Here is a 22953-nt window from a genome sequence, read left to right as displayed (position 1 = left end):
GGCGGTCAACCGGCCCGTCTTCCGAACGCCTGCCTGGGCGGTAACCGAACTCCCAACTGGTCGGCCAAGCGGTAGCCGGTCGCGGCGAGTTCGCGGATCTGCTCCGGCCGCAGACCGGACTGCAGCGCGGTGTCGAGCATTCGGGCCATCCGGTGGGTGCCGTCACAGCGCAGCGCCGCCTCCAACGACACCCCCGCCAGCGGACCGTCGCCGCGGGCGTAGGCCGAGAACGCCAGCAACACCAGCGCCTCGGCCCGCCACGGCTCCGGGAGCCGCCGCGACAACTCCGCCCACAGCGACTCGGCGTGGGCCGCGCGCTCACCGACTGCGAGCGCGTACAACGTGTCGCGCACCTGCAGATCGGTCAGGGCAGCCGCGATCCGGGTCACCGCCTCGTCGGGCAGTGCGTCACCCTCGGACACCCGCGCGGCCGCCGCGATCACTTCCTCGATCTCGCTGCACGCGTCGGCGTCCGATCGACCTGCCCGCGCGTCCTGGATCGGACCGGCCAACGCTCGGGCGCGAGCGGGATCGGTGACCGCGATGACGTCCTGGAGCTCGGTGCGCCGGGCATAGAGGCGGCGCCCGTCCAGCACGGCGGCCATCGCGAGCGGCGACGCAGCCGGGTCGTCCACTGTGCCCGACGCGCCGCAGCCGTCGGCGCAGTGCCACCGCCCGCCTGCCGCGATCCGGTCGACCACATGCGCGGCGAGCAGTTCAATCCCCCGATCGGCCAAGGCGGACGCCAGGATGGCGGCCAATTCGCGGTATTCGTCGTTGCACAGCCGACAGCCCGCACCGTCCTGGTCGACCACGACGGCGATCGCCGAGTCGGGTCGCGCCGCCGCGGCGGTTTCAGCGATGTGCTCGACCGAATCGATCAGCTCGTCGGAGAGGTCCACCCGCATGACGCATCCCATCGCGCCGCGGTCCACGGTCACGAGCACGAGGGATTTCTCGGGGACGAAGCCGAGAACGGCAGGCAGGGCGGCGATCAGCACCGCGGGGCGGTCGAGATGGAAATCGGGTGAAGGTGAGGTCGTCATGGGGTGACCTTCCCCGCCGCCTCGGACGCCAGCCGCCCGTCGACGTTCGTGACCCGCACCGCTGTGGATCAATCCGAGGTTGGGGATGAATTCAGCTTCGGTTGAGGCAGTCGGCGTGCAGAACTCGCCCAACCGGCGTACATCTTGTTGCCATGGCTTCCATGCTCGAGTACGACCTCGTGGTCATCGGTTCCGGACCAGGCGGGCAGAAGGCGGCGATCGCCGCGGCGAAGCTCGGGAAGACGGTCGCGGTCGTCGAGCGGGGACGCATGCTCGGCGGGGTGTGCGTGAACACCGGGACCATCCCGTCCAAGACGCTGCGCGAGGCGGTCGTCTACCTCACCGGTATGAGCCAGCGCGAACTGTACGGCGCCAGCTACCGGGTGAAGGAGAAGATCACGCCCGCCGACCTGCTGGCACGCACGAGCCACGTGATCGGCAAGGAACAAGACGTCGTGCGTTCCCAGTTGATGCGCAACCGCATCGACCTCATCCAGGGCCACGGCAGATTCATCGACGCGCACACCGTCCTGGTCGAGGAACCCACCCGCGGCGAGCGCACCACCGTCAGCGGCGAGTACGTCGTGATCGCCACCGGCACCAAACCGGCCCGCCCTGCCGGTATCGAGTTCGACGAGAACCGTGTGCTGGACTCCGACGGGATCCTCGACCTCAAGTCGCTGCCCTCGACGATGGTCGTGGTCGGCGCCGGGGTGATAGGCATCGAGTACGCGTCGATGTTCGCCGCGCTGGGCACCAAGGTCACCGTCGTCGAGAAGCGCGACAGCATGCTCGACTTCTGCGACCCCGAGATCGTCGAGGCGCTCAAGTTCCACCTGCGCGACCTCGCGGTGACGTTCCGGTTCGGCGAGGAGGTCACGGCCGTGGACGTCGGATCGGCGGGCACCGTGACCACGCTGGCCAGCGGTAAGCAGATCCCCGCCGAGACCGTGATGTACTCCGCGGGTCGGCAGGGCCAGACCGAGCATCTCGACCTCGACAACGCCGGACTACAGACCGACGCGCGCGGCCGCATCGACGTCGACAGCAACTTCCAGACCAAGGTCGACCACATCTACGCGGTCGGCGATGTGATCGGCTTTCCGGCGCTGGCCGCGACGTCGATGGACCAGGGCAGGCTGGCGGCCTACCACGCGTTCGGCGAGCCAGCGAAGGGAATGACCGACCTGCAGCCGATCGGTATCTACTCGATTCCGGAGGTGTCCTACGTCGGCGCGACCGAGGTCGAGCTGACGCGCAGCGCGATCCCGTACGAGGTGGGGGTTTCGCGCTACCGCGAGCTGGCCAGGGGTCAGATCGCCGGGGATTCCTACGGCATGCTCAAACTGCTGGTCGCGACGGACGATCTGCGCCTGCTCGGTGTGCACATCTTCGGCACCAGTGCCACCGAGATGGTGCACATCGGCCAGGCCGTGATGGGCTGCGGAGGAACCATCGACTACCTTGTCGACGCCGTGTTCAACTACCCCACCTTTTCGGAGGCCTACAAGGTCGCGGCCCTGGATGTGATGAACAAGCTACGGGCGCTCAACCAGTTCCGCGCCTAGCCCGACCGGGTCGCACTCGCAAACGTTTTCACGGCTTCGCGCATGGGATGCCCGCCAGCGGGAACGCAACGTGCGCGAGACTAGTTGTCACTGTACGAAGACGTTAACGGTCTGGCACCACCGCTAGGAGGCGAGGCTCATGGCTGACGACGCTGGTCACCCTGAACAGCATTACCAGCCGGAACACTCAGGCATGTACGAGTTGGAGTTCCCCGCGCCCCAGCTGTCGTCCAAGGACGGCAGGGGGCCGGTGCTCATCCACGCCCTCGAAGGCTTCTCCGACGCCGGGCACGCGATCCGGTTGGCCGCCCAGCACCTGAAGGACACGCTGGACACCGAGTTGGTGGCGTCGTTCGCCATCGACGAGCTGCTGGACTACCGGTCCCGCCGCCCGTTGATGACGTTCAAGACCGACCATTTCACTCACTACGAGGATCCGGAGCTCAACCTGTACGCGATGCGCGACAGCGTCGGCACCCCGTTTCTTCTTCTGGCCGGCCTGGAGCCGGATCTGCGCTGGGAGCGGTTCATCACCGCGGTCCGGCTTCTGGCCGAACGGCTCGACGTCCGCCGCGTGGTGGGGCTGGGCACCATCCCCATGGCGGTGCCGCACACCCGGCCCATCACGATGACTGCACATTCGAGCGACAAGGAACTCATCGCCGACCACCAGCCGTGGATCGGCGAGGTTCAGGTTCCGGCGAGTGCGTCGAACCTGCTCGAGTTCCGGATGTCGCAGCACGGGCACGAGGTGGTCGGCTACACCGTCCATGTCCCGCACTATCTGGCGCAGACGGACTATCCCGCGGCGGCCGAGGCGTTGTTGGCCGAGGTCTCCAGAAACGCGTCTCTTCAGATCCCGCTCGAGGCGCTGGTCACGGCCGGCGCGGAGGTGCTGACCAAGGTCAACGAGCAGGTCGAGCAGAGCCCCGAGGTGGCACAGGTGGTCGCCGCCCTGGAACGCCAGTACGACGCCTACATGGCGGCCCAGGAGAACCGCTCCCTGCTCGCCAGCGACGAGGACCTGCCCAGCGGTGAGGAACTCGGCGCCGAGTTCGAGCGGTTCCTGGCCCAGCAGGCCGAGAAGAAGTCGAAGGACCGATTCGAAGACGGCGACGACGCTGGATGACGGTGAGTCGCCCGGTCAATGGGCGGCTCGAGGGGCGCGGTGCCCGGCGGCCCGCTAAGTTGACGCAATGCCCCCGCGAAAGCCGAATCTTCGCCCCGTACGCGACCTCACCCCCGTGCTGCAGTTCCGCACCATCCACGGTTACCGGCGCGCATACCGGGTGGCCGGTTCGGGGCCCGCGATCCTGCTGATCCACGGAATCGGCGACAACTCCACCACGTGGGAGACGGTTCAGTCGAAGCTCGCGCAGCGATTCACCGTCATCGCACCGGACCTGTTGGGCCACGGCAAGTCCGACAAACCCCGCGCCGACTATTCGGTCGCCGCGTATGCCAATGGGATGCGCGACCTGCTCAGTATCCTCGACATCGACCACGTCACGGTGATCGGTCATTCGCTGGGCGGCGGCGTGGCCATGCAGTTCGCGTACCAGTTTCCGCAGTTGGTCGACCGACTCATCCTGGTCGGCGCCGGCGGGGTCACCAAGGATGTCAACATCGCGTTGCGCTTCGCCTCGCTGCCCATGGGCAGCGAGGCGCTGGCACTGCTGCGACTGCCGTTCGTGCTGCCTGCCCTGCAGGCGGCGGGCCGCATCGCCGGCGGGGTCTTCGGCTCGACCGGCCTGGGTCGCGACCTGCCACAGGTGTTGCGCATCCTCAACGACCTGCCCGAACCGACCGCGTCATCGGCGTTCGCCCGTACGCTGCGGGCTGTCGTCGACTGGCGCGGTCAGGTGGTGACCATGCTGGACCGCTGTTACTTGACGCAGTCGGTTCCCGTTCAGCTGATCTGGGGTAGCTGCGACGCCGTGATCCCGGTCAGCCACGCCCGGATGGCGCACGCCGCGATGCCGGGATCGCAGTTGGAAATCTTCGACGGCTCCGGCCATTTCCCGTTCCACGACGACCCGGACCGTTTCGTCGAGGTGGTGGAGAAGTTCATCGACAGCTCCGATCCGGCGGTCTACGACCAGGAATACCTGCGCGGACTGCTGCGGGCGGGGATCACCGAAGGTGCGATCTCCGGATCGGCCCACACCCGGGTCGCGGTGCTCGACGCGATGGAAACCGACGAGCGCAGCGCGACCTGAGAGTCCTGCGCGCAGCGACCCGGCCAACGGCACTGGAATACGAAGTAGCATCGGGCCCATGGCCATCGACGTGACGGTGTTGCGAGTCTTCGCCGACCCTGACGGCAATCACGGAAACCCACTCGGTGTCGTCGACGCCAGCACCGTGGACCCCGACGATCGCCAGCGCATAGCCACCCAATTGGGTTACAGCGAAACTATTTTCGTCGACCTGCCCGCCCCGGGTACGAGCACGGCATACGCGCGTATCCATACTCCGGTCGTCGAGCTGCCGTTCGCCGGACATCCCACCGTCGGCGCGGCGTGGTGGCTTCGCGAGCAGGGCACTCCCGTCCACACGCTGCGGGTCCCGGCCGGCATCGTCCAAGTTGCCCACGACGACGACCTGACCTCCGTTCAGGCCCGTGCGGAGTGGGCACCCGAGTTCGCTGTCCACGACATCGGCTCCGTCGACGAGCTCCTGGCGCTCGACCCGTCGGAATATCCCGACGACATCAATCACTACCTGTGGACGTGGATCGACCGGGACAAGGGTGAGTTGCGGTCACGGATGTTCGCGACCGATCTTGGTGTGCCCGAAGACGAGGCCACCGGCGCCGCCGCCGTTCGGATCACCGATTACCTCAGTCGGGACCTGACGATCGTGCAGGGTAAGGGCTCGCACATCTACACCCAGTGGAGCGCCGAGGGCTGGGTGCGTGTCGCCGGCCGCGTCGTCAACGACGGCATCAAGCAGATCGACTGATTGGACCTACGACAGCCGGTCAGCTGGCCGTCGGTTGCGGCGAATTCCGATGCGCTCGCAGCGCCTCGATCTCACGCTCGAAATCCTCGGCAGAGGTGAAGCCACGATACACCGAGGCGAAGCGCAGGTAGGCCACCTCATCGAGATCGCGCAGCGGCCCCAGGATGGCGAGTCCCACTTCGTGGCTGGGGATCTCGGGCGAGCCCGCGGCGCGCACGGTGTCCTCGACCTGCTGTGCCAGCAGGTTCAATGCGTCCTCGTCGACCTGACTGCCTTGGCACGCCCTGCGCACTCCCTTGATGACCTTTTCGCGGCTGAACGGCTCAGTGACACCGCTGCGCTTGACGACGGCCAGGATGGCGGTCTCGACCGTAGTGAACCGACGTCCGCACTCCGGGCATGATCGCCGCCGCCTGATGGCCTGGCCCTCGTCGGTTTCCCGCGAGTCGACCACGCGCGAATCCGGGTGACGGCAGAACGGACAGTGCATCACCGCTCCTTCGCCGCGCCAACAGAGGACCAACTCGAACCTCTCCGAGCGTACCCGCGGCGGGTTGCGAAAGCCCAGCACCGGGCTGAACGGCACATAGTCGGCCGATCTGTCGGTGAACATGTCTGCGCAGCAAGCTGTTTGGCCGGCCGGTGACCGTCAGCCGACCGGCGCGATCAGTGTCTGGCCGGCGTCCAGTGCGGGCGAGTCGAGCTGGTTGAGCTCGCTGATCCGCTCCATCACCTGGCTCACGGGCGCGTCGGGGGCCACACGCATGGCGACGTGCTGCAGGCTCTCGCCGGTCTGGACCTGCACCACCGCGAGGCGCTCCGGCACCGCGGTCGACGTGGTGCCCACAACGCCGCCGAACTGCGCGACCAGGCCGAGCCACATCGTGATTCCCGCCGCGACCAAGGACAGGAGCACCGTGGTGGCGGGAGTGATCGGTCGCCGTCGGTGCGATGCTCGCGACATCAGCACGCCGGTTCCGCGATAGCGGACCGCCGCTCCGCCCGGCCGGGTGGCCGCGGGGTGCCGACGACGGGCGCCTGGAGGCCGGATACCGGTCCTGACCACGCGCGGGGCCTGGAATTCGTGGGTGTCGAGAACGGTCATCTGCCTGCCTTCCGATCCGCTGCTTTCGCTCTTGTGTTCGAAGATAGTCGATCACATGTTCGAAAGATAGAACGTGTGATCGAACTGTTGTGAAACGATAGGACAGGCCACCGACAGAAAATCGATGCGCGATTTCCGCGACGTCCTGAGGCACCCCGACTCCGACACGCCTCGAACACATGTTTGATTAATCGAGTGCCGCGGGTTACATTCGGCGGCATGGACTCCAGCAGCGAAAATCCGGACGGCACAGGCGGGGCCAGATCTGTGGACTCTGGGCTCACCGAGCGTCAGCGCACCATCCTCGACGTGATCCGCGCATCGGTCACCAACCGTGGCTATCCACCGAGCATCAGGGAGATCGGCGATGCGGTTGGCTTGACCTCCACATCCTCAGTCGCGCATCAACTGCGCACGCTCGAACGCAAGGGCTACCTGCGGCGCGACCCCAACCGGCCGCGCGCCGTCGACGTGCGCGGCGCCGACGACCACGTGACTCCGATCGTCGCCACCGACGTCGCCGGCTCCGATGCCCTACCGGAGCCGACGTTCGTACCTGTGCTCGGGCGCATCGCCGCGGGCGGGCCGATCCTGGCCGAGGAGGCCGTCGAAGACGTCTTCCCCCTGCCGCGCGAACTGGTCGGCGAGGGCTCGCTCTTCCTGCTCAAGGTCGTCGGCGACTCGATGGTCGACGCCGCGATCTGCGACGGCGACTGGGTGGTCGTGCGTCAACAGAACGTCGCCGACAACGGGGACATCGTGGCCGCGATGATCGACGGCGAAGCCACGGTGAAAACGTTCAAACGCACGCGCGGGCAGGTGTGGTTGATGCCGCACAACCCGGCCTTCGATCCGATTCCAGGTAACGACGCCGCGGTGCTGGGCAAGGTCGTCACCGTCATACGGAAGATCTAGTCGGCTCGGACGAAGCCGTTCGTGCGCGCGAATTCCTCGCTGGAGAACCAGATTTCGGCTTGTACCTCGTCGTATTCGGCCGAGGTGGGAAGCCAATAGAGCCCCGACTGGGTGTCGGCCTTGATCGGGTATCCCTCGGGCGCCTGCCCGGAGTCACCGAACGGAAGGCGGAACGCCGGGCTGGGCACTTCCGGCTCGTCGATGACGATCTTGGCGTGACGCCCCGTGTCGGTCAGCGGATCCCTTTGCGGAGGTTCACGTTCCACCGGCAAGGCGGGTATATCGCGTTCCGCGTACCCCATGTCGGGCTCCTCGAACATCGCGCCACGCTCGTCAGACGCCCCGTACAGCTCGTCGTCACGCTCTTCGGGTAGCGCGTCGCGCTCTTCGGGTAGCGCGTCGCGGTCCTCGGGCACACCGTCCTGCTCGCCGGCGGTCTCACCCGCGCCGGCGGCCAGGCGCTCCGCGGCGATGCCCGCCTCTCCGGAACTCTGTATCCGGGTCGGCGCGGTGTCGACATTGTCCGGGTTCTCCTCACCCGCGGTGAATGCCGACGTGTCCGAGGCACCACCGAAGTCCGGCGACGGCGCCTCCCAGGGATTGGCCGATGACGCCGAGCCCGACTCCCCCGACGCAGACAACGCGCCCAAACCCTCAGTGGCATACCGATCGCCGAACATCGCCGCGGACGGATCCCCGCCGCCCGCCCCGGCTGCCCCCGAACCCAGTGTGCTGTAGGCCTGTTCGGCCTCGGCGCCGTACGAGTCGTCGTAGTGGTCCTCGACGGGTCCGGGTCGATCGACGTCGTTACGACGCCGGTTGCGCAGGCTCGCAAACGCCACCAGGCCAACGAGGATGAGCACCGGCACGATCGCGAGCAGCCACCACCAGCTGAAGGCGAACCAGTTCCCGTCACCACCGGAGTCCGACGCACGCGGCGTGCCGGGCGTATCGGGGCCCTGCTCGGCGGGGACCTCCAGGCCGGCCAACTCGGTCGCGAGGTTGGGCGGCTCGGTGCTGAACTCACCGGTTGACCGATTCCAGTTGACCACGCCGCCGGTGAACCGCTGCGTGATGACGTCGCCCTTCTCGGACTGGTCGGCCATCGGTGCGCCGAGCGTCCCCTCCGCGCCGTCGAGCTTGTCCCACGCCGCACTCATCGCGCCGCGCACCAGCACAGCGCCGTGGTCCGGCGTCCAGAAGATCACCGGTTTGTCGTCGGCGGCGAAGCGCGCCATCCGGCTCGCGGTGGGCAGCCCGCCGTCGGCCTCACTGGCGATCGGAAATCCGAGATCCCCCTCGGGCCCACCCAGGCTTTCGTACTTGGCCAGGACCTGACCGGTGACGACTCGCGCCCCTGTCGCGGGACTGTAGAAGATTTTGCCGCCGGCGAAGTTCTGAGCCAGACCGTCGTCGCCTATCGGGTACGGCGGTCCCTCCGCGGCGCCGAGAGGGCCCAGCGGGCCTCCCGCCGCGCGGCGTGCCGCGTTGATCGCCGACGTCGCGTCGCCGGGAATCTGCAGGTCTGCCAATTGCCCGGCGAGGTCGGGCGGCACGGTGGTGAACGTCTTGTCGCGGGTGTTGTAGGTGATCTCGCCGCCGGTGAACTTCTGGGTGATCAGATCGCCGCGGTAAGTCTCGTCGTCGGCGGGCACGCCGAGCGGTCCGGTGGAGCCGCCCAACTCGTCCCATGCCGCGTTGATCGGTCCCCGGACCACACGCGCGCCGGTGTCCTGGGTCCAGAAGATCACCGGGTTGTCGCTGGCGCTGAACGTGACGTTGAAGCTGCCGGGCGCCCGCCCTGGCCCGTCGTCCATGGTCGGGAATCCCAGGTCGCTGTCGGCAGGGCCGCCGAGCGATTCGTACTTCTCCAGGATCGCGCCGCGCATGATGTGAGCGCCGGTATCGGGGGTGAAGAAGATCTTGCCGCCCGCGAAGTTCTGCGCGAAGCCGTCGCCCACCGGGTACACGTCGCCCTGCCTGGGTCCCAATGGGCCGCCGTCACCGCCGCTGCCGTCCCAGGCCGCGGTGATCGCGGCGTTGGCGGCATCGGATTCCGGTGAGGCGCTCGCCACCGGCGGTAACAGTAGGGCCACGGCGCCCACGAGCAGACCGATCGCCATCCGGCCAAACACCGTGGTGCCCCGGCTGTTCTGCCCGATCATTCGACCTCCCGGGTCGGTACGAAATTTCGCTCGAATTTTTCGCACCCGTCCTCTATCTGTCGTCAGACGCCAATAACCAACGAACACGCCGATCTTCGGATGAAAATACCTGCCGACACTCCATTCGCTGTGGATAACCCCGCCGTGCCGCCTCGATTAATCGCGAACGCATCCCCCAATTTCGCGCCGCGGTCTCGTTGGCAGCGCAGCAATTAGTTTGCACGCGAGAGTGGGGAATGGCGGACATTCGCGAACTATTTGCACAAATCTTGGTAGCTACCAGGCAATGTCTCGTGCGATCGACGACCCGTGCACGCGATTGCGGCCGAATTTCCATTCGCTATCCGTGAGTGCCGATGGATAACCGACCGGTTCGTCGGCCGGACCGGGCCGGCCGGTGTCCGCGCTTAGACTGACGCCATGCCTGCCCCGGTCAGCCTGACGCACTGGGGAGCCTTCGCCGCCGACATGCGAGACGGCGACATCTACGCGGTCAGACCGTTCGAGGGCGACGCGGACCCCTCACCGTTGCTGGGCAATCTGCCGGGATCACTTCGGCACCACTCGCGGATAGCCACACCTGCCGTACGCCGCGGCTGGTTGCGCGACGGGCCGGGTCCGACCACCCGGCGCGGTGACGACGAGTTCGTCGCCGTCACATGGGACCAGCTGACCGAACTGCTCGCCGACGAGTTGCGCCGTGTCATCGAAACGCACGGTAACGAGGCGATCTTCGGCGGTTCGTACGGCTGGTCGAGCGCGGGCCGATTTCACCACGCCCAGAGCCAGGTCCACCGCTTCCTGAATCTCCTTGGTGGCTACACGTTTTCCCGTCACTCCTACAGCCTCGGCGCGACAGGAGTGATCATGCCGCGCGTCGTCGGCACGCACGACGACCTGTTCAAGCGGTCCACCGCGTGGGACGTCATCGTCGAGCACACCGAGCTTCTCGTGTGCTTCGGCGGGCTGGCGCTGAAGAACACGGCGATCAACCACGGTGGGACCACCGCACATCCGGCGCGCGATGCGCTGCGACGCTATCGAGCTCGCGGCGGAGAGATCGTGTCGTTCTCACCTCTGCGCGATGACGTCGACGGTGAGTGTGAATGGTTCGCGCCGGTGCCCGGCACCGACGTGGCTATCATGCTCGCGCTCGCCTATGTGCTGGCCACAGAGGGGCTGGCCGACCGAGACTTCCTGGCCACGTACTGCACCGGTTATGAGCGCTTCGAGCGCTATCTCCTCGGAGCGGACGACGGTGTGCCGAAAACTCCACGGTGGGCGACGGCGATCTCCGGCATACCCGCCGACGACTTGGTCCGCTTGGCCCGGCGGATGTCGCAGCACCGCACGATCGTCACGGTCAGTTGGTCACTGCAACGCGCACGACACGGCGAACAGGCGCCGTGGATGGGTTTGACGCTGGCCGCCATGCTGGGGCAGATCGGCCTTGCGGGTGGCGGATTCGGGCACGGCTACGGCTCGATGAACGAGCCCGGCCTGCCGCCGCTGCGGACCGGATTGCCAAGGCTTCCACAAGGCATCAATCCCGTGCGGACGTTCATTCCGGTCGCCGCGATCAGCGATCTGCTGTTGCGGCCCGGTGAGCCGTTCGACTACAACGGCCAACGGCTCGTCTTCCCCGACATCAGATTGGTGTACTGGGCGGGCGGTAACCCCTTCCACCACCACCAGAACATCCCGCGGTTGCGGCGCGCACTCGGTCGCGTCGACACGCTCGTTGTGCACGAACCCTATTGGACCGCAATGGCCAAACACGCCGATATCGTCGTGCCGTCGACGACATCGTTCGAACGCGACGACTATTCGGGCTCGCGCAACGATCCCATGCTGATGGCGATGCCTAAGCTCGCCGAACCGTTCGCCCAATCACGCGACGACTACGCGACTTTCGCCGCGCTGGCGGATCGACTGGGCTTCGGCGACCAGTTCACCGAGAGCCGTACACCGCGGCAGTGGCTGGCCCATCTGTACGAGAAGTGGGCGGCCGAACTGGATTTCGCTATACCGACGTTCGAGGACTTCTGGAGGCGCGGGCGGCTGCGGTTGCCTGTCGAGGAGGGCCTCACCCTGCTGGCCGACTTCCGCGCCGATCCCGTCTCCCACCGACTCGGCACTCCGAGTGGCTTGATCGAGATCTTCTCCGCCGACATCGACGGCTTCGACTACGCCGACTGTGCCGGACACCCGAAATGGTTTGAACCTGCCGAATGGCTGGGCGGCCCACGAGCAGCCGACTATCCTCTGCATCTGCTGGCCAACCAACCGGCGTCTCGGCTGCACGGTCAACTGGACGGCGGAGCGGTCAGCCAGAAGTCGAAAGTTCAAGGGCGCGAGCCGATCCGGATGCACCCGCGGGACGCCGCCACCCGCGGCCTCGTCGACGGCGACGTGGTGCGGGTGTTCAACGACCGCGGGGCGTGTTTGGCTGGCCTGGTGATCGACGATCGCCTGCGGCCCGACGTCGTGCAGTTGTCGACCGGGGCCTGGTTCGACCCTGTCGATCCGGCCGACCCGGATTCAATGTGCGCCCATGGAAATCCGAACGTGCTGACCGACGACGTGGGTACCTCGTCGCTTGCGCACGGCTGCACGGGCGCACATGTGCTGGTGCAGGTGGAGAAGTACACCGGCGACCTGCCGCCGGTGCGGGCACACGAGCCGCCCGTGATCGACGGGCTGTGAGGCTTCTCACGGATGAAAGTTGTCCGATTAGCGAAACCGCGTTTCGGGTATTGGACGGTCACACCGACCGATCGGCAAGGAGGAAGCCGCAGTGTCCGACAACAAGAATAGTGGGCCCGAAGAGGCCATCAAGGGCGTCGTCGAAGGCGCCAAGGGCAAGGCCAAAGAGGTGCTGGGCGCGGTCGCGGGTCGCGACGACCTGTACCGCGAGGGCAAGGCCCAGCAGGACAAGGCAGATGCGCAGCGCGACGCTGCACAGAAGGAAGCCGAAGCCGAGAGCGCCCGTGCGGCGGCCAAGACCGCCGAGAAGCGGCAGGAATCCGAGCAGCGGCCGACGGACGACCGGTAGATTTTTTCAAGCGAGAGGCGCAGAGGCACAACCTCTGCGCCTCTTTGCATGCTCAGAGGCCCGCAGGAACGGGTCAGAACGTCGCGTACTCGCGCAAGGCGGCCGCCAGTGGAACCGGAACCCGGGCCTTGATCCTCGTCCCTTCGGGGGTGTGTTCGGTGGCATCGACGCGACCATCGGCGTGCACGCGGTTGACCAGATCGCCGCGCTCGTAAGGGATCGTCACGTCGACCACGGTGTCGGTGGGTGTGATCAGCTCGGCCATCCGCTGCTGCAAACGCTCCAGCCCGTCACCGGTGCGCGCTGAGACGAACACCGCATCAGGCAGGGCCCGACGCAGCTGCGCGAGCACGAGATCGCTGGCGGCGTCGATTTTGTTGACCACCAACAACTCCGGTGCCGGCGCGACGTTGCGCTCGGCGATCACTTCGTTGATCACTTCGCGCACGGCGTTGATCTGGGCCAACGGGTTGACGTCGGAGCCGTCGACGACGTGCACCAGCAGGTCGGCGTCGACGACCTCCTCCAGTGTGGAGCGGAAGGCCTCCACGAGCTGGGTGGGCAGGTGACGGACGAACCCGACGGTGTCGGTCAGCACGAACGGCCTGCCGTCGGCGAACTCGCCTCGGCGCGTTGTCGGTTCGAGTGTTGCGAACAACGCGTTCTCCACCAGCACGCCCGCTCCGGTGAGCGCGTTGAGCAGGCTGGATTTGCCCGCGTTGGTGTAACCCACGATCGCGACCGAGGGCACCTCGCTGCGCCGCCTGCCGCCGCGCTGGGTGTCGCGGATCTTCTTCATGTCCTTGATGTCGCGGCGCAGCTTGGCCATCCGCTCGCGGATACGGCGGCGGTCGGTCTCGATCTTGGTCTCACCCGGACCGCGCAGACCCACGCCGCCACCCGCGCCGCCGGCACGTCCGCCGGCCTGCCGAGACATCGACTCGCCCCAACCGCGCAGCCTGGGCAGCATGTACTCCATCTGCGCCAAGGTGACCTGCGCCTTGCCCTCCCGACTGGTCGCGTGCTGGGCGAAGATGTCGAGGATGAGCGCGGTGCGGTCGATGACCTTGACCTTGACCGCCTTCTCCAGAGCGGTCAGCTGGGCGGGGCTGAGCTCACCGTCGCAGATGACGGTGTCGGCACCCGTCGCGAGCACGATCTCGCGAAGTTCGGCGGCCTTGCCCGAGCCGATGTAGGTGGAGGCGTCGGGTTTGTCGCGGCGCTGGATGACACCCTCCAGCACTTCCGAGCCCGCGGTTTCGGCAAGCGCGGCCAGCTCGGCCAGGCTGGCCTCGGCATCGGCGGCACTGCCTTCGGTCCAGACGCCAACCAGCACCACGCGTTCCAGGCGGAGCTGGCGGTACTCGACCTCGGAAACGTCGGTCAGTTCGGTCGACAAACCGGCCACGCGGCGCAGCGCCGTGCGGTCTTCGAGAGCCAACTCGCCCGCGCTCGGGGCGCTGTGAGTTGAAGGATCGGGATACGTCATAGGCGAATAGAGATTCGCACGGAAATCACTTTTCATGCACCCCAATTAACGTTGCGCAACGCGCCACCATTCCTCGGACAGCTCGCCGTGGGCCACCAGGACCGACGGGCCGCGCAGAAAACTACTGGCCTCGGTGACCGTGACCGAGACTTCGCCGCCCGGAATGCGGACCTCGAGGCTGCCGGTTGCCGCGCCGGAGTACGCCAACGCGGCGACCGCGGCCGCGACGGTGCCCGTTCCGCACGACCGGGTCTCCCCGACACCACGTTCGTGCACCCGCATCGTCACCGCGCCGTCCACGGGTGCGGTCAACACCTCGATGTTGACGCCCTCCGGGAACTGCGCGGCGTCGAAGGACACCGGCGCACCGACGTCGAGGGCGGTCAGCTCCTCGAACGTCAGATCGGGGTCGACGCAGGCCAAGTGCGGGTTGCCGACGTCGACAGCAAGGCCGGCGAACGGCCTGCCGCCGACGATCGCCTCCCCGGTGCCCAACTGGTTCACCTTGCCCATTTCGACGGTGACGTCGGCGTTCGTCGCGTCGCAGTGGTGCAACACCACCGGCCGGGGACCTGCCAGCGACCCGACCACGAAGTCGTCGCGGCTTTCCAGGCCGCTGGCGCGCAGATAGTGCGCGAACACGCGGACCCCGTTGCCGCACATCTGCGCGATCGACCCGTCGGCGTTGCGGTAGTCCATGTACCAGTCCTCGCCGGCGACGCCCTCCGGGAACTGTTCGAACAAACCGGCACGCTGCGCGGCCTGCGCGGTGGTCACCCGCAGCACACCGTCGGCGCCCAACCCGCGGCGCCGGTCGCACAGCGCCGTCACCGCCGCCGGGGCCAGCGTCAGCTCGAAGTCGAGGTCGGGCAGCAGCACGAAATCGTTCTGCGTGCCGTGTCCCTTGGCGAACCTCACGTGTTCAGGGTACGTCTCGCCACACCCGCAGCGTCTCCTCCGCGAGGCCGCGGCCGGCGCCGTCCAGCCAGGCGATGCGGTGGTCACGGCGGAACCAGGACCGTTGCCTGCGGACATAGCGGCGGGTGCCGACGAACGTCGGCTCGCGTGCCGCCGAGCCGTCGCCACCGGCGTCGAGGTCGGCGAGGACCTGCGCATAACCCAGCGCCCGCGACGCGGTGACCCCCTCACGCAGCCCGCCTTCCAGCAGCGCGCAAACCTCGTCGACGAGTCCGTCAGCGAACATCTTGTCGGTTCGCTGAGCTAGTCTTTCGTCCAGAAGCGTTGTGGGCCAGTCGAGTCCGATGATCGCGGTGTCCCAGCGCGGTGCGCCGATGGTGGGAAACGACGCGGCGAACGGCCGACCGGTCAGTTCGACCACCTCGAGCGCGCGCACGATTCGTCGTCCGTCGGTGGGCTGGATGGAGGTGGCGGCGTCGGGGTCCACGCGGGCCAGTTCCTGATGCAGTGCGGCCGCCCCGATCTCCGCGAGCCGGTGCTCCCAGCGTGCGCGCACCGCCGGGTCGGTGGCCGGGAACGTCCAGTTGTCGAGCAGCGATTGGACATACATCATCGAACCGCCCACGATGACGGGCACCGCACCGCGATCGAGGATGGCCTCGATGTCGTCGGCGGCCGACTGCTGATAGCGGGCCACGCTCGCGGTCTCGGTCACCTCGAGCACGTCGAGCTGATGGTGCGGTATCCCGCGCCGCTCCTGAACCGTCGACTTCGCGGTTCCGATGTCCATGCCGCGGTACATCTGCATCGCATCGGCATTCACGATCTCGCCGTCGAGCCGTTCGGCCACGTCCAGCGCCAGCGCCGACTTACCGGTCCCCGTCGGTCCGATGATCGCGATCGGCCGCGTCATCGTGTCCGAGCGCTCATCGTGGCTGCCACAGGCCCGTGAAATAACCGACGCCGTACGGCGCACCGCGGTACAGCTCCTTGGCCGACCGCGGGCCGGGACCGACCAACCCGGCCAGCACCCCGAAGGCGACCCGCCCCACCACCGACGCGGGCAATCGGGCAAGCGGCGCGGTCTCGCCGCCGGCCAGCGCATCGTCGAGCGCGGCTTGTACGGCGACCGAGTCCGGGTCGAAACCGCCCGGCGCCGACGGCGTCAACGTGTTGGCTCCGTCGGCGACGACGAGGACGCCGACGGGGTTGCCCCCCTCCCCGATCTCGGCGCGCAGCCGCTCGCCGTGGGCCAGCGCGGCGTCGATGTCGTGGCCCTCGCTGAAGACCCGCACCTCGGCGGAGGCCTCGGAGCGGGCCGCACCGCGCACCCAGCCGGTGATCAGGGCGCACAACGGCATCGCGACCGGATCGCCGTCGCCGCCTGGAGACAACGCGACCCTGACGTCGACGCCGTAACCGGCGAACGTCCCGGCCTGATCGGGACCGACGACCTGATCGCAGGGCCCAACCCCGACCGCGACCCAGCGCGACGGAAGGCCGGCCACCGCGGTGAACACCGCCTCGCGCAGGTCGGCCAGCTCCGGCGCGGCGCCTCCGGCGAGTTCGGGCACCATGACCGGTGCCGACGGGACGATCGCGATGGCGCTCAGCACGCCGTCCACGCTAATGCGATGCGGGCTGGGCGGCGGTGGCGGCTTCGCCGCGGGCGAGCGCGGCCGTCGAAACCACCATCACCACCACCGCGACGATCAGCACCAGCCAGCCCTCCTCGCCCGGCCGCAGCGTCTCCCCCAGCACGACCACGCCGAGCACCGCGGCGACCACCGGTTCGGTCACCGTCATCGTCGGCAGCGACGCGGTCAGCGACCCGGCGCGAAACGACGCCTGCTGCCACGCCGTACCCGCGACCGCCACGACCACCCAGACGTACAGCTCGGGGGTCCGCAGCAGGGCTTCGAGCCCGTCCCCGAGACGGTCGACCACACCCTTGGTCAACACGGCGAACAACCCCCACAACGCTCCGGACACCAGCGCCAGTAGCACCGCGCTGACGGGTCCCTTCCAGATGCCGGCGCCGATGACGCACAACGCCAACGCCGGAACGAGCACCACCAGCACCGCGGTCCAGGTTTCCCACGAGGCCCGAGAGTCCCCCTCGGTCGGGTTTCCGACCGTCACGATCACGACGACCGACGCTGCCAGCAGCGCCGCCCACGTCCACTGCCAAGGCGTCACCCGCTGATGCGAGAGCCGGGCGTGGATCGGCAGTGCGAACAGCAGCGAGGTCACCAGGATCGCCTGGACGAGAAGCACCGACCCCACGCCCAGCGCGGCGGCCTGCAACGCGAACCCGGCGGCGGCCACGGAACTGCCCAGCCACCACTGCCGGTCGCGCAGCAGCCGGGTGAACAGCTCCAGATGACCGACCGGCTCGTCGGCGACCTCATGGGCCTGCCGCTGGTGGATCACGTCGCCGATCGCCACGAACACAGCGGCGCCCAGGGCCAGGACGACGGCCAGATCGACTCCAGCGCTCATGCCGGCCATCGCAGTCCTTCCGTAGATTGTCGCGACGAGCCTAGGCACGTCATCGGGGAAAGCTGTGCGCACGCGCCCCGACGACCTGTTTGAATAGCGTTCGGACAGCGATCAGGCGCCGCGTTGCGCGGCAGGTACGCGGTACGCCGCGGAGGGCACGAGGATTACCGACATGACGACCAGCCAGCCAGGGGGCCAGTCCTCCTCGCCGAAACCCGCTCCCCGGCCCGGACCGCCGCGTCCCGGACCCGTGCCGCGGCCGGGCCGACCGGGGCCGACGGTGGCCGTGCCCCCGACCAGCGATCCGCACCGGTTCGGCCGCGTCGACCCCGACGGCACGGTGTGGCTGATCACCGGCTCGGGTGAACGGATCATCGGATCGTGGCAGGCCGGCGACACCGAGGCCGCCTACGCGCACTTCGGCAGGCGCTTCGACGACCTGCAGACCGAGGTCGTGCTGATGGAGAGTCGGCTCGAGTCCGGTACCGGCGACGCCCGCAAGATCAAAACGGCCGCGCAGTCGCTGGCCGAGACCCTGCCGACGGCCCACGTGCTCGGCGACGTCGACGCGATCGCCGAGCGCCTGCAGGCGATCATCAACCACGCCGACGAGACGGCGCAGGCCGAGAAGGCCAGGCGCGAAGAGTTGCGCGCCGCGCAGACCGCCCGCAAGGAGGCGCTGGCCGCCGAGGCCGAGGACATCGCCGCCAACTCCACCCAGTGGAAGGCCGCAGGCGACCGGCTGCGGGAGATCCTCGACGAGTGGCGCACGATCACCGGGCTGGACCGCAAGACCGATGACGCCCTGTGGAAGCGCTATTCGGCGGCGCGCGAGCAGTTCAACCGCAGGCGCGGGTCGCATTTCGCCGAACTCGACCGCGAACGCGCCGGCGCCCGGCAGGCCAAGGAGGCGCTGTGCGAGCGCGCCGAGGGAATGGCCGACTCGACGGACTGGGGTCCCACGAGCGCGGCGTTCCGCGAACTGCTGAACGAATGGAAGGCGGCGGGCCGCGCGGCCAAGGACGTCGACGACGCGTTGTGGCAGCGGTTCAAGGCGGCTCAGGACAAGTTCTTCGGGGCGCGCAATGCGGCCAGCGCCGAGCGTGACGCCGAGTTCCGCGCCAACGCGCAGGCCAAGGAGGCGCTGCTGGCCGAGGCGGAGAAGATCGACACCTCCGATCTCGACGCGGCGCGCGCCGCGCTGCGGGTGATCGGCGACAAGTGGGACGCCATCGGCAAGGTGCCCCGCGAACGCGGCGCCGAGTTGGAGCGGCGTCTGCGCGCGGTGGAGAAGAAGGTCCGCGAGGCGCCGACGCACGGTGTCGATCCCGAAGCCCAGGCGCGTGCCGACCAATTCCGGGTCCGCGCAGAGCAATACGAGCGTCAAGCGGAGAAGGCCGCCGCCGCCGGCCGGGACAAGGACGCCGCGGAGGCGCGCGCCAGCGCCGAGCAGTGGCGGCAGTGGGCGGACGCGGCCGCCGAGGCGCTCGGCAAGACCAGCTGAACGCTCAGCAGTCGGTGGAGATCTCGAACGGCGCGGTGGTGCGTTCGCCCGGATCGTCGTGGAAGAACCCGACTGCCGTGCCGGTGATCGTGAACTTGCCGTCCACCAGGCTGGCTTCGGCCTCACCGGTGGTCCCGTCCCAAAAGCTGCCCGTGAACCCACCCAGGTTCTTGATCTGCACCGAGCGCGCGACGACCGGATCCCCGGTGCGAACCTGGGCGATCAGGCCGGGCGTCTGCTCGAGCGTCTCGAGATTCCACAGCCAGCCCACCTGGGTGCAATCGACGAGGTGCCCGCCGGCATCCTTCCCGTCGATGCTCACATGGACGAGGTGCTTGGCCAGCAGTTCCGGGCCCGACGCGCATCCCGTCGGGATCATCAGCACGGCTGCTGTTGCAACGGCAAATCGTTTGTCCATGGTGCCGCCTCGATGACTTCCCGGCTACTCGTCTTCGCCGGGCGTTGACATTCGCATTCCCCACGGAGATTTGCTGTATACCTCCGGCGTATGGCCGGCAGCCATTGCGGGTATCACTTTGACCCGACTCCCGAAGGTCCGGTCATGGTCGAAGATGTCAGCGTCGCGCGCACCGCGGCAGCACTGTTGCTGACCGCGGGGCTCTCCGGCTGCTCTTCCGCACCGCCGGCTTCACCCGACCCCATGGGCGGCACCGCGACGATGTCCATCAACTCGCATCCCACCGGTGATCGGTACTACGTCAGCTGCGCCAAGGTGAAGTGGCTGCTGACCATCGAAAGCGGGGACACCGACAGGGGTTTCACGGCCATCGTCGATACGGACGACGGCCCCGACGCGCAGGTCGTCAAGATCCGCGACCTCGGCGGGTTCACCGGTTCCGCATGGACCGGTGGCGTCGGTCAACTGCGAGCAACCCGCGACAACGGCCGAATCACGATCAGCGGCACCGGGTACGGGTACTTCGCCGACGACCCTCACCGCCCAGCGACAGCGGCCTTCGACATAACGGCCGGATGCTAGCCCGGTCGCGAGAGTGAGCCCGTGCGCGAACCGATCGTCACCGTCGTTTGTTCACGGTCACCCCCGCGCATGAACACCATCGATTGCTCGGACCCCGGCTGCGTCTGGCGCAAGCCACCCAGTAGGTCCTCGACAGAATGCACCGGTTTGCCGGCGAACTCGACGATCACGTCGCCGGGCCGAAGCCCCGCGAGGGCAGCCGGTGCGCCGGGATCGACGCTGGTCACCAACGCACCGCCGTCGACCTGCACACCCCGCAGCTGCTGGATCGCCGGGGTCAGCCGGCCCAGGGAGATACCGAGGTACGGGTGCGTGGCTTCGCCGTCGGCGAGGAGTTGATTCGCCACATCGAGCACCGTTGCCGCGGGAATCGCGAACCCCAACGACACCGCGCCCACCGCCGGCGGAATGTACGCCTCGTTGATCCCCACGACCCGTCCCTCGGCGTCGAGCAAGGCGCCGCCGGAGTTACCCGGCGAGATGGGCGCGTCGGTCTGGATCAAATCCACCAACGACTGAGTTTTCGCCGCCGAGCCGGGGATGTCCCGGTGCAGACCCGAGATGACGCCGACGGTCACGGAGTTCTGGAACCCCAGCGGACTCCCGATCGCGACGGCGACCTCGCCGGGCCGGGGCAGATCTTCGCGGAACCGCGGCACCGGCATGTCCTGGCCTTGCGTGCGCACGACGGCCAGGTCGGTCACCTCGTCCGTGCCCACCACGACGCCGGGCGAACGTTCCTCGTCGGCGGTTATGACGGTCACTTCGCGGGCGTCGCCGACGACATGGGCATTGGTCACCACGACGTCGGGGCGTAGCACCACGCCGCTGCCGACACCGCCGTCGCGCTCGACCGTCACCACGCTCGGACTGACGCGTTCCACCAGATCGGCGTAGCCGGTGCGGTCCAGCGCCGAAGGTGGAGAAGCCTCGGTCAACGGCGTCGCCGCCGGAGTCGGTGTCGACGCCGGAGCCGATGTCGACGCGTCCTGTGGACTGGACTGCAGCGTGCATCCGGCGACCGCGACGAGAGCTGCCGCGGCGGCCGCTCCGACACGAAAATGCCTGGTCTGCAAAGGTTTACCTCCTGAATTCAGTATGCACACGGCACGGACCGGCCGCCGGCGATAGCAGCGGCTCGGACTGCCGAGGCGGTGCACGGGCCGGCTAGGGGGACCGCTTGGCTCGCTTCCAGCGAGCACCCAGCACGAGCGCGCCGGCGGCAGCAACGACACCGGCGACCGCCAGCGTGATCGTCCATATCCGCCGGTCCTCGAGATTCATCTGACACAGCCGCGTGAAGTCGGTGTCGGCGACCACCCCACCGGGAACCGGGATGTTGGCTGCGCTGCCGTCGTCGTGCGCGCGGGCGGCGGACAAGTCGGGCGCCACGGCGCTGCCGCACTCGATCGTCAGATTCTCGGGTGATGCCGAAACCGGAGTGAACAAGCCCGCGACGCCGACGATCGCCGCGACGACACCAACGAAAAGCACTATCCGTAGCACAATCATGCACCTGACATACCCATTGCCGCGGATTCCTCGCGGCAAGATTGCCGCAGCCGCTCCAGCGTCGCGCCGAGCAGCCGCGATACCTGTACCTGCGAAACACCGAGGCGCCGGCCGATTTGGCTCTGCGGCAGGTTCTCACAGAACCGCAGCCGCAGGATCAGCCGTTCACGCTCGGTGAGCGTGCTCACCAGTCCGGCGACGGTCAGCGCGTCCTCGACGCTGCTGTAGCGCGGGTCGTCGAGGCCCTGCCGTGCGGCGGCCGGTTCGGATTTCCCATCACCGGGTGCCGCCGCGTCGAGTGACGACGGTCGGTACGCGACAGCCGCGTCGACCGACTGCACCACCTCGTCTCGGTCGACACCGAGCTCGGCGGCCAGTTCGGTGGCCGTCGGCGCTCGGCCGAGACGCTGTGACATCGGACCGATCGCGGCGCGCACGCGCTGGCGGGTGTCCTTGATCCTGCGGGGCACGTGTATGACCCACGTGTGGTCGCGGAAGTGGCGGCGAACCTCGCCCATGATCGTCGGTACGGCGTAGCCGAGAAACGGCCCCTTACTTGGGTCGTAGCGGTCGATCGCCTTGATCAGGCCCAGCCGGGCCACCTGCCTCAGGTCGTCGGCCGATTCGCCGCGGCCGGCGAAGCGGCCCGCGATATGGTCGGCCAGCGGCAAACATCTGGTGATGATCTTGCAACGAAGCGAGTCCCGTCGCGCCCCCTCCGGCGTGCGGCGCAGCTCGCAGCACTGCGGGTGCACGTCGTCGTAGTCGTCTTCGTGAGTCCCCGCCGCGCCCGTGTCGCCCGTCGGTTCCACGGAATCGACGCGATTGGCAGCCTCCAGCAGGGCCGATACCATGACGGCCTCCCCTCTCGGTATTGACGTTGGGCCGGCCCGTCCACCGTTCGACTGGGTGCTGTCGACCGACCTGTAAGTGCAGACTATCGGCGCAGGAATAACGCAACCTGAAAGGAATCTGATAAGAACCCGTGAACCCGGACTCGCAAATTCAGCAAACAGAAGTAGGCGCAGTGGGCCCAGTGCGCCGATCGGCCGCCGAACGTATAGGGACGCGGTTCGCGGGCAACTCTTCTCACCATGCAAGCTCTCACCGTTGACCCGACCAAAGCCCAGTCTCCGCGAGTGGAAGACCTCGCCGATCCCACTTCCGGGTCGACTGGCTGTGCCTGCCGCACTTCGACTCGCCGGCATGC

General features: G+C 68.0%; 22 protein-coding genes. 9 read left to right on the top strand and 13 right to left on the bottom strand.

From position 1 onward, the window contains the following. Positions 1-5 precede the first annotated feature (5 nt). Positions 6-1046 (bottom strand): DUF4192 domain-containing protein, encoded by a 1041-nt coding sequence (locus tag CEX87_RS01745; RefSeq protein WP_094285712.1) that lies wholly within the window; start codon positions 1044-1046, stop codon positions 6-8. A 161-nt stretch (positions 1047-1207) separates the two neighbouring features. On the opposite strand from CEX87_RS01745, the gene sthA reads away from it, so the two are divergent. From sthA to CEX87_RS01725, 4 genes are all read left to right on the top strand, one after another. Continuing rightward, entirely contained in the window at positions 1208-2614 is a 1407-nt protein-coding gene (gene sthA / locus CEX87_RS01740; RefSeq protein WP_094285710.1) for a Si-specific NAD(P)(+) transhydrogenase, read from the top strand. Between the two features lie 139 nt (positions 2615-2753). Beyond that, on the top strand, positions 2754-3743 hold the full coding sequence (locus CEX87_RS01735; RefSeq protein ID WP_064395288.1) for a proteasome assembly chaperone family protein: 990 nt from the start codon (positions 2754-2756) through the stop codon (positions 3741-3743). A gap of 67 nt (positions 3744-3810) precedes the next feature. Continuing rightward, the gene (locus tag CEX87_RS01730; RefSeq protein WP_064395287.1) at positions 3811-4833 is read left to right on the top strand and encodes an alpha/beta fold hydrolase; all 1023 of its coding nucleotides are present in this window, start codon (positions 3811-3813) and stop codon (positions 4831-4833) included. Positions 4834-4891: 58 nt separating this feature from the next. Further along, positions 4892-5578: a PhzF family phenazine biosynthesis protein gene (locus CEX87_RS01725; RefSeq protein WP_064428464.1), complete on the top strand. Its 687-nt coding sequence runs from the start codon at positions 4892-4894 to the stop codon at positions 5576-5578. A 19-nt stretch (positions 5579-5597) separates the two neighbouring features. On the opposite strand, the gene nrdR is transcribed toward CEX87_RS01725, so the two are convergent. Both nrdR and CEX87_RS01715 read right to left on the bottom strand, forming a co-directional pair. Beyond that, on the bottom strand, positions 5598-6068 hold the full coding sequence (gene nrdR / locus CEX87_RS01720; RefSeq protein WP_064350988.1) for a transcriptional regulator NrdR: 471 nt from the start codon (positions 6066-6068) through the stop codon (positions 5598-5600). A 159-nt stretch (positions 6069-6227) separates the two neighbouring features. Beyond that, entirely contained in the window at positions 6228-6683 is a 456-nt protein-coding gene (locus tag CEX87_RS01715; protein WP_064395285.1) for a LysM peptidoglycan-binding domain-containing protein, read from the bottom strand. Between the two features lie 219 nt (positions 6684-6902). On the opposite strand from CEX87_RS01715, the gene lexA reads away from it, so the two are divergent. Next, positions 6903-7598 (top strand): transcriptional repressor LexA, encoded by a 696-nt coding sequence (lexA, locus tag CEX87_RS01710; RefSeq protein WP_064428465.1) that lies wholly within the window; start codon positions 6903-6905, stop codon positions 7596-7598. Here the strand turns inward: lexA and CEX87_RS01705 are convergent. Next, on the bottom strand, positions 7595-9763 hold the full coding sequence (locus CEX87_RS01705) for an LGFP repeat-containing protein (RefSeq protein ID WP_198957134.1): 2169 nt from the start codon (positions 9761-9763) through the stop codon (positions 7595-7597). The two genes, lexA and CEX87_RS01705, sit on opposite strands and share 4 nt — an antisense overlap. Positions 9764-10183: 420 nt before the next feature. Between CEX87_RS01705 and CEX87_RS01700 the strand changes: the two genes are divergently transcribed. After that, the gene (locus tag CEX87_RS01700; protein ID WP_094285708.1) at positions 10184-12469 is read left to right on the top strand and encodes a molybdopterin guanine dinucleotide-containing S/N-oxide reductase; all 2286 of its coding nucleotides are present in this window, start codon (positions 10184-10186) and stop codon (positions 12467-12469) included. Positions 12470-12560: 91 nt separating this feature from the next. Next, positions 12561-12818, top strand: coding sequence for a microaggregate-binding protein 1 (gene mbp1, locus CEX87_RS01695; protein ID WP_064395281.1), 258 nt, complete (start codon positions 12561-12563; stop codon positions 12816-12818). Positions 12819-12891: 73 nt separating this feature from the next. Here the strand turns inward: mbp1 and hflX are convergent, their stop codons facing one another. Genes hflX through CEX87_RS01670 form a run of 5 tightly spaced genes read right to left on the bottom strand, consistent with a single transcriptional unit; the run spans position 12892 to position 17727 of the window. Further along, a complete protein-coding gene (gene hflX, locus CEX87_RS01690) occupies positions 12892-14307 on the bottom strand; it encodes a GTPase HflX (RefSeq protein WP_094285706.1) in 1416 nt (471 codons plus the stop codon). Positions 14308-14352: 45 nt separating this feature from the next. After that, positions 14353-15225, bottom strand: coding sequence for a diaminopimelate epimerase (dapF, locus tag CEX87_RS01685; protein WP_064395279.1), 873 nt, complete (start codon positions 15223-15225; stop codon positions 14353-14355). A gap of 4 nt (positions 15226-15229) precedes the next feature. Further along, positions 15230-16138 carry a tRNA (adenosine(37)-N6)-dimethylallyltransferase MiaA gene (gene miaA, locus CEX87_RS01680; protein ID WP_064395278.1) on the bottom strand — a complete coding sequence of 303 codons (909 nt, stop codon included), beginning with the start codon at positions 16136-16138 and terminating at the stop codon, positions 15230-15232. A gap of 13 nt (positions 16139-16151) precedes the next feature. Beyond that, positions 16152-16841 (bottom strand): class III extradiol ring-cleavage dioxygenase family protein, encoded by a 690-nt coding sequence (locus tag CEX87_RS01675; protein ID WP_064395605.1) that lies wholly within the window; start codon positions 16839-16841, stop codon positions 16152-16154. A 10-nt stretch (positions 16842-16851) separates the two neighbouring features. After that, positions 16852-17727 (bottom strand): DMT family transporter, encoded by an 876-nt coding sequence (locus tag CEX87_RS01670; RefSeq protein ID WP_064426141.1) that lies wholly within the window; start codon positions 17725-17727, stop codon positions 16852-16854. 172 nt (positions 17728-17899) lie between these two features. Between CEX87_RS01670 and CEX87_RS01665 the strand changes: the two genes are divergently transcribed. Beyond that, on the top strand, positions 17900-19231 hold the full coding sequence (locus CEX87_RS01665; protein ID WP_094285704.1) for a DUF349 domain-containing protein: 1332 nt from the start codon (positions 17900-17902) through the stop codon (positions 19229-19231). A 4-nt stretch (positions 19232-19235) separates the two neighbouring features. Here CEX87_RS01665 and CEX87_RS01660 read toward each other — a convergent pair whose 3' ends face one another. Beyond that, positions 19236-19649 (bottom strand): lipoprotein LpqH, encoded by a 414-nt coding sequence (locus tag CEX87_RS01660; protein WP_064395276.1) that lies wholly within the window; start codon positions 19647-19649, stop codon positions 19236-19238. A 144-nt stretch (positions 19650-19793) separates the two neighbouring features. Here CEX87_RS01660 and CEX87_RS01655 point away from each other — a divergent pair, with 144 nt between their 5' ends. Beyond that, complete coding sequence (locus CEX87_RS01655) at positions 19794-20231, top strand: lipoprotein LpqH (RefSeq protein ID WP_064395275.1); 438 nt, start codon at positions 19794-19796, stop codon at positions 20229-20231. Here CEX87_RS01655 and CEX87_RS01650 read toward each other — a convergent pair. From CEX87_RS01650 to CEX87_RS01640, 3 genes are all read right to left on the bottom strand, one after another. Continuing rightward, the gene (locus tag CEX87_RS01650) at positions 20228-21307 is read right to left on the bottom strand and encodes a S1C family serine protease (protein ID WP_231984612.1); all 1080 of its coding nucleotides are present in this window, start codon (positions 21305-21307) and stop codon (positions 20228-20230) included. The two genes, CEX87_RS01655 and CEX87_RS01650, sit on opposite strands and share 4 nt — an antisense overlap. A 91-nt stretch (positions 21308-21398) precedes the next feature. Then, a complete protein-coding gene (locus tag CEX87_RS01645; protein WP_231984613.1) occupies positions 21399-21725 on the bottom strand; it encodes a hypothetical protein in 327 nt (108 codons plus the stop codon). 14 nt (positions 21726-21739) lie between these two features. Then, positions 21740-22597 carry a SigB/SigF/SigG family RNA polymerase sigma factor gene (locus CEX87_RS01640; protein ID WP_082693878.1) on the bottom strand — a complete coding sequence of 286 codons (858 nt, stop codon included), beginning with the start codon at positions 22595-22597 and terminating at the stop codon, positions 21740-21742. Positions 22598-22953 lie beyond the last annotated feature (356 nt).

It is taken from the genome of Mycobacterium lehmannii (assembly GCF_002245535.1).
GTDB classification, from domain to species: Bacteria; Actinomycetota; Actinomycetes; order Mycobacteriales; family Mycobacteriaceae; genus Mycobacterium; species Mycobacterium lehmannii.
Note: the sequence above shows the minus strand (reverse complement) of the source record. Positions and strands in the feature narration are given on the sequence as shown.

Coding starts and splice junctions, on each gene's coding strand:
- CEX87_RS01700 (WP_094285708.1), top strand. CDS start 10,184: ATGCCTGCCCCGGTCAGCCTGACGCACTGGGGAGCCTTCGCCGCCGAC.
- hflX (WP_094285706.1), bottom strand. CDS start 14,307: ATGACGTATCCCGATCCTTCAACTCACAGCGCCCCGAGCGCGGGCGAG.
- CEX87_RS01725 (WP_064428464.1), top strand. CDS start 4,892: ATGGCCATCGACGTGACGGTGTTGCGAGTCTTCGCCGACCCTGACGGC.
- CEX87_RS01705 (WP_198957134.1), bottom strand. CDS start 9,763: ATGATCGGGCAGAACAGCCGGGGCACCACGGTGTTTGGCCGGATGGCG.
- sthA (WP_094285710.1), top strand. CDS start 1,208: ATGCTCGAGTACGACCTCGTGGTCATCGGTTCCGGACCAGGCGGGCAG.
- CEX87_RS01640 (WP_082693878.1), bottom strand. CDS start 22,597: ATGGTATCGGCCCTGCTGGAGGCTGCCAATCGCGTCGATTCCGTGGAA.
- nrdR (WP_064350988.1), bottom strand. CDS start 6,068: ATGCACTGTCCGTTCTGCCGTCACCCGGATTCGCGCGTGGTCGACTCG.
- CEX87_RS01660 (WP_064395276.1), bottom strand. CDS start 19,649: ATGGACAAACGATTTGCCGTTGCAACAGCAGCCGTGCTGATGATCCCG.
- CEX87_RS01665 (WP_094285704.1), top strand. CDS start 17,900: ATGACGACCAGCCAGCCAGGGGGCCAGTCCTCCTCGCCGAAACCCGCT.
- CEX87_RS01730 (WP_064395287.1), top strand. CDS start 3,811: ATGCCCCCGCGAAAGCCGAATCTTCGCCCCGTACGCGACCTCACCCCC.
- CEX87_RS01715 (WP_064395285.1), bottom strand. CDS start 6,683: ATGACCGTTCTCGACACCCACGAATTCCAGGCCCCGCGCGTGGTCAGG.
- CEX87_RS01735 (WP_064395288.1), top strand. CDS start 2,754: ATGGCTGACGACGCTGGTCACCCTGAACAGCATTACCAGCCGGAACAC.
- CEX87_RS01670 (WP_064426141.1), bottom strand. CDS start 17,727: ATGAGCGCTGGAGTCGATCTGGCCGTCGTCCTGGCCCTGGGCGCCGCT.
- CEX87_RS01655 (WP_064395275.1), top strand. CDS start 19,794: ATGGTCGAAGATGTCAGCGTCGCGCGCACCGCGGCAGCACTGTTGCTG.
- lexA (WP_064428465.1), top strand. CDS start 6,903: ATGGACTCCAGCAGCGAAAATCCGGACGGCACAGGCGGGGCCAGATCT.
- miaA (WP_064395278.1), bottom strand. CDS start 16,138: ATGACGCGGCCGATCGCGATCATCGGACCGACGGGGACCGGTAAGTCG.
- CEX87_RS01745 (WP_094285712.1), bottom strand. CDS start 1,046: ATGACGACCTCACCTTCACCCGATTTCCATCTCGACCGCCCCGCGGTG.